Genomic DNA, 4,376 nt, shown 5'->3' on the forward strand with positions numbered 1-4,376 from the left:
TTTTAAATTAATAATTTAATGTTCAGTAATTTGTTCAAAAAAACAGGTGTTTTTTGTAGTTAAGCTTTTGATAAATATGGTAAATAATTTGTTCAAGCAAATGTTCACAAAAACTACTTGAAAGTGACATTAAGTAACTGAAAAATATTAAAATATAGAGTGAACATTTATTGTTTTGTTTTAGAAAATTAAGTTCTCAAGGGAGATATGTCAAAACGGTCAGTTAATGTTCTTTGATTTGATAATTATTTTCGACAAAAGTTCTTAAAAATAGCAATTTTTAACATTTATCCGCTGAAATTTATTTATAAAGAAATAAGCTTTTAAAAGGATAAATAATGATGAATAAAGAGATTGTGAGTGATACCAATGTAGTGAAATTTCCACGGCCATGTACTTTGTGTGATGACAGAGAAAACGTACAGTTTTTTGCAGGTCTGATGTTGTGTGAAAAGTGCCAAGAAAATATCCGGATTACTAATCCTAATTTGTTTGCTGAAAAATTTTTTCTTAGAAAAAAAAGAATAGATTAAAAATAAAAAAAACCGACAAAGATGCCGGTTTTTTTTATTTCTTTCGAGCTACTTTTGCAAAAATTTCATCTAGTTCATCGATGGAAAGTTTACGATTAGGTAGAGAATGTATTTCAGAATTTAAAGCCTTTTCAATTCGGTTTCTGTCAAATAGTTGAGGCTTACTCTCTACTGATCTATTTGACCGGGTAGATACGATTGACATGGTTTACTCACAAATAAAATAAAAATAGATTGCTATTATTGTAGATAGTACGGAATCTTATCGTACAGAGACTATATATAGCCATTTTGTATGAAAAACAAGGGAATTTAAAAAAATTACAAAAAAAAAGCTTGACAAAGTAAAATTTAAATGTAAGATAACATTATTGAATAATTATAATGATATTTATTATTCCAAATTAGGAAATTCAATTTTTTAAATTTATTCTACGGTAATTCAAAAAATGTCTAAATTACATTGTTTTAATACATCTATTTTAGATTCTTCTATGAAAAATCGTTTTAGAGCTGCTTCTAGAGAAGAACCTACGATAGGAAAAATTGTGTATCGCATAGATGGTCTTATTTGTAACATCTTTGCCAACACTGGGACTGTTAGTTTTCAAGGTAAGACTGACATTTATACATCAAAGAACATTGAGGTAATAACTGAAATGATCCAATCAATTAACCGACAACATGAGGATAACTTATGAAGGAGATTTTATGGAACCGTGCGACGATGAATCGCCTTATGTAATTGAATATAGCGAAAAATTCGCTGAGCAATGGACAAACTTTCCCCTTGATATTAAAGGGATGATCAAGAACTTTATTGATACCTTTAGAGATCATGGATTACTTGATAATTTTAATCAGTATGAAGGCAAAATTTCTCACTCGTGGAGGAACTGCTTAACAGAAGAAGATACGGCATATGCCAGATCTAATAATTTATGGCATGTCCATATTGGATATCCAGAATTTGAGCCAGGTTTTAAATATTCTACATCAGACTGGGTTCTACATTTTGTTTGGGATAAGCTGAATAATCCTAATAGAATTGTTTTGGTAGATTGCTATAGCCATGAAACAAGTGATGGCAAATTTTATCTCCCCGATAGATCATATCTTGTGATGCCAGATTAATTGAATGCTCTAGACTTGTAGGGGGTCTAGGGCATCTTTACTATTTCAATTTTATAGTTCTGCTAAAATTAACATAATGCACGTTATACGAAATCAATTAAATATTTTGTTTTAATTCAATTTCTTATCGTGTTATTCAAAGCCTAATCTGTTGTGATTGGGCTTTTTTATGCATTTTTCACGTTCCACGCCTATTCTTTGATCATTTCCCCATGTTTTTATTCATCTAGATTAAACAATCTTGATTAATCATAGGGTCTAAAAAAACGACTCCAAAACCCCTTTTTCTCAGGCTCTGGTTCAATGTGCTCAGGCACAGGAATACGCTTATTTTTACTAGCCTCTGGTTCTTTTTGCATCATAGCTGTGACTTCTTCTTCATTTTCCTCTGTCATCTGAGTAGGCTCTGGGTCGACACACGTAGGGATATGAGGTTTTGGGGCCTCTAAAAGACGTTGCATAGCTTCAATTTGTTCTTGATAGAAAGATTCACGTTCTAATGATTGGTTTTCTCTAAGTAAAGCTTGATTCAATTGTTTTTCAAGTATGTCAACCTGTCGTTTTAATAAGTCAACTTCAGTCAAATTTTGACTGTTAGTTGATTGACTCAAGTTGACATCGGATACTTTACTTTGGGGTTCTCCAAATACTCTTAAAGCTTCTGAAAAGTCAATTAATCCATCAGAACCTTTTGATAAATTTCCTTTATTTATATGTGCATATATAGCTTGTCTTGAATATCCATACAGCTTAGCTAATTCTGAAACTGATAATTTTTTCATATTGTAAACTGGGGTTAAGGTGAGTTAATACTTTACTGTTAATTTGACAATGTCAATTTACAAACCTATTTAAATCCTAATTCTTTTAGATATGGAGAGTATTCTTTAATTTTTTTAGGATCTGTTAAGTCTCCAGAGATTCTAATTATAAAGTCATCATAGCTTTCACCAGCTTTACTATATTTTGATGCGAATGTGGGTTCATATGCTAACTTACCAGAGAACAAAAGAATCTGTTTATCTGTCAATTGGCCAATCAGTTCTAACTGTTCATTGCTTGCTTTAGAAATATTTTTAACTGATGTCTTAGGCTTAAATGAAAAACTATAGCCTGAGATTGATCGCCCAGTTTTATGCTGTTCAGACTTAACTTTGATATCTGTAAAAGTATTGATTTGGGATATAGCTATATCTAGAACTCTTCTTTTGAAATTATCTGAGCGCGTGTATTCATCATCCGCAATACCAAGTTGCTGCCTAAATTCTGAAATCTCAAATACTGGAGTTTGACCAGTGGTGCGCCAAGCAACTAATAGTTCGTAAAGTCTAGTTGCATATCTGCTTGTCAATTGACTTACTTGCTTTAATTCATAGCTAGTAAAGCGTTCTTCAAGCCTTGTAATTAATGGGACGACTGCTGGTGAAAAGATAAGACTTACAGATGCTTCATTATCAATATAGCTAATTTCGCTTACCCAACGGCTATGAGTAGTTTTTATATTCCCTTTGTCTGTTAAAGATTGATAAGTAAATCTCCTATCAAATAAGACCTTACTTGCCTCTTTCAAAACAGCATAAGCCGTATGTTTTTCTACACCGAAATTCTCAATATAGCTTGACGCATGAATTACCAACGCATCATTAGCATTGATTCCTTTACCTGTTTGTCTGGCTTCAATGATTGCTAATAGAACTAACCTTTGCTCAACTAAATCAAGGTTATAACTTGCATTAATTAAAGCATTATCTTTGACAACTAAGTCTTTCATTATTCTTATTACTACATCATAAAATAATGTAGTAATACTACATTAAATATTGGAGTAGTCAAATGGTCGATAAACGTAGTGATATAGGTCGATAAACGTAGTGATATGGGTCGATAAACGTAGTGATATGGGTCGATAAACGTAGTGGTATAAGCTCTTAAACCCTTATGTATAAAGGCTTACAGCAGGTCTAAAAGCATTTAAAAACTTTAAAAATAATTAAAAGCATTGGGAATGAAAAATTGCCCTTGGTTTTCGCTACGCTCAAACTCTATTGAATCTCGCTTTCGCTCGATTCGTGGGGCAATTTTTTAGATCATCCTGTTGTGACTTTGAGAAAAAGCAAAAGCAAGAGCAAAAGAAACTTGGAATTCGCTTCTCTCATAAAGCTTTTTTACTCGCTACGCTCGATCTAGGCCCAATTTTCTGCATGTGATTTACGCTTATTTAGATTTCACAGCCTAAAAAGCTGTTTTTCAGAGAGTCGAGGTGCGAATTTTGATACTCCGCTCGTAGACACTCGCTCTATTCATCCCGATTAGAAAAAAATAGCCTCTATTTGGCGCTCATTTGCGTTTTTTGACCTGATTACTCATTTCAATAATGGATTCTATGTCTTAAGTAAAAATGTGGCTGAAATCGCATGTGAGAGCGTTTTAACTTGGGTTTTATTTTTGACCTGTAGGCTAGAATTTCCGTTTATAGATTTTTCTCTTAGAAACACAATAGTCAGGATCTCTTTTGGCCAAGCACTATCTTTACTGTCAGTTAAGTCAATTAAATGGATTGGAAGCCGGTACATACCGGAAATTTTTGGTTCACACACCACGCATCTAAAGATGACAGCCTTCAAACCTTGATTAGACAAGGCATTCCTTTATTTTCTATAGTGAAGAATCTTGTTCAAAAAATTGGGCTAAAATCAAAGTAAGCTATTG

The 4,376-nt window shown here is 32.6% G+C and carries 4 protein-coding genes; 2 read left to right on the forward strand and 2 right to left on the reverse strand.

The window, feature by feature from the left end; translation table 11 throughout:
- Window positions 1–338: 338 nt before the first annotated feature.
- A complete protein-coding gene (locus tag ACPF64_RS00005; protein ID WP_005022077.1) occupies window positions 339–533 on the forward strand; it encodes a hypothetical protein in 195 nt (64 codons plus the stop codon).
- Window positions 534–1,244: 711 nt separating this feature from the next.
- The gene (locus ACPF64_RS00010) at window positions 1,245–1,667 is read left to right on the forward strand and encodes a hypothetical protein (RefSeq protein ID WP_426452825.1); all 423 of its coding nucleotides are present in this window, start codon (window positions 1,245–1,247) and stop codon (window positions 1,665–1,667) included.
- A gap of 245 nt (window positions 1,668–1,912) precedes the next feature.
- Here the strand turns inward: ACPF64_RS00010 and ACPF64_RS00015 are convergent, their stop codons facing one another.
- Window positions 1,913–2,449 (reverse strand): plasmid replication DNA-binding protein, encoded by a 537-nt coding sequence (locus tag ACPF64_RS00015; protein ID WP_426452827.1) that lies wholly within the window; start codon window positions 2,447–2,449, stop codon window positions 1,913–1,915.
- 65 nt (window positions 2,450–2,514) lie between these two features.
- Window positions 2,515–3,438, reverse strand: coding sequence for a replication initiation protein RepM (gene repM, locus ACPF64_RS00020; protein WP_005022088.1), 924 nt, complete (start codon window positions 3,436–3,438; stop codon window positions 2,515–2,517).
- Between the last annotated feature and the right edge of the window lie 938 nt (window positions 3,439–4,376).

The sequence above is a fragment of the Acinetobacter sp. KB005 genome, from assembly GCF_049949095.1.
In the GTDB taxonomy this organism is placed as follows: Bacteria; Pseudomonadota; Gammaproteobacteria; order Pseudomonadales; family Moraxellaceae; genus Acinetobacter; species Acinetobacter calcoaceticus.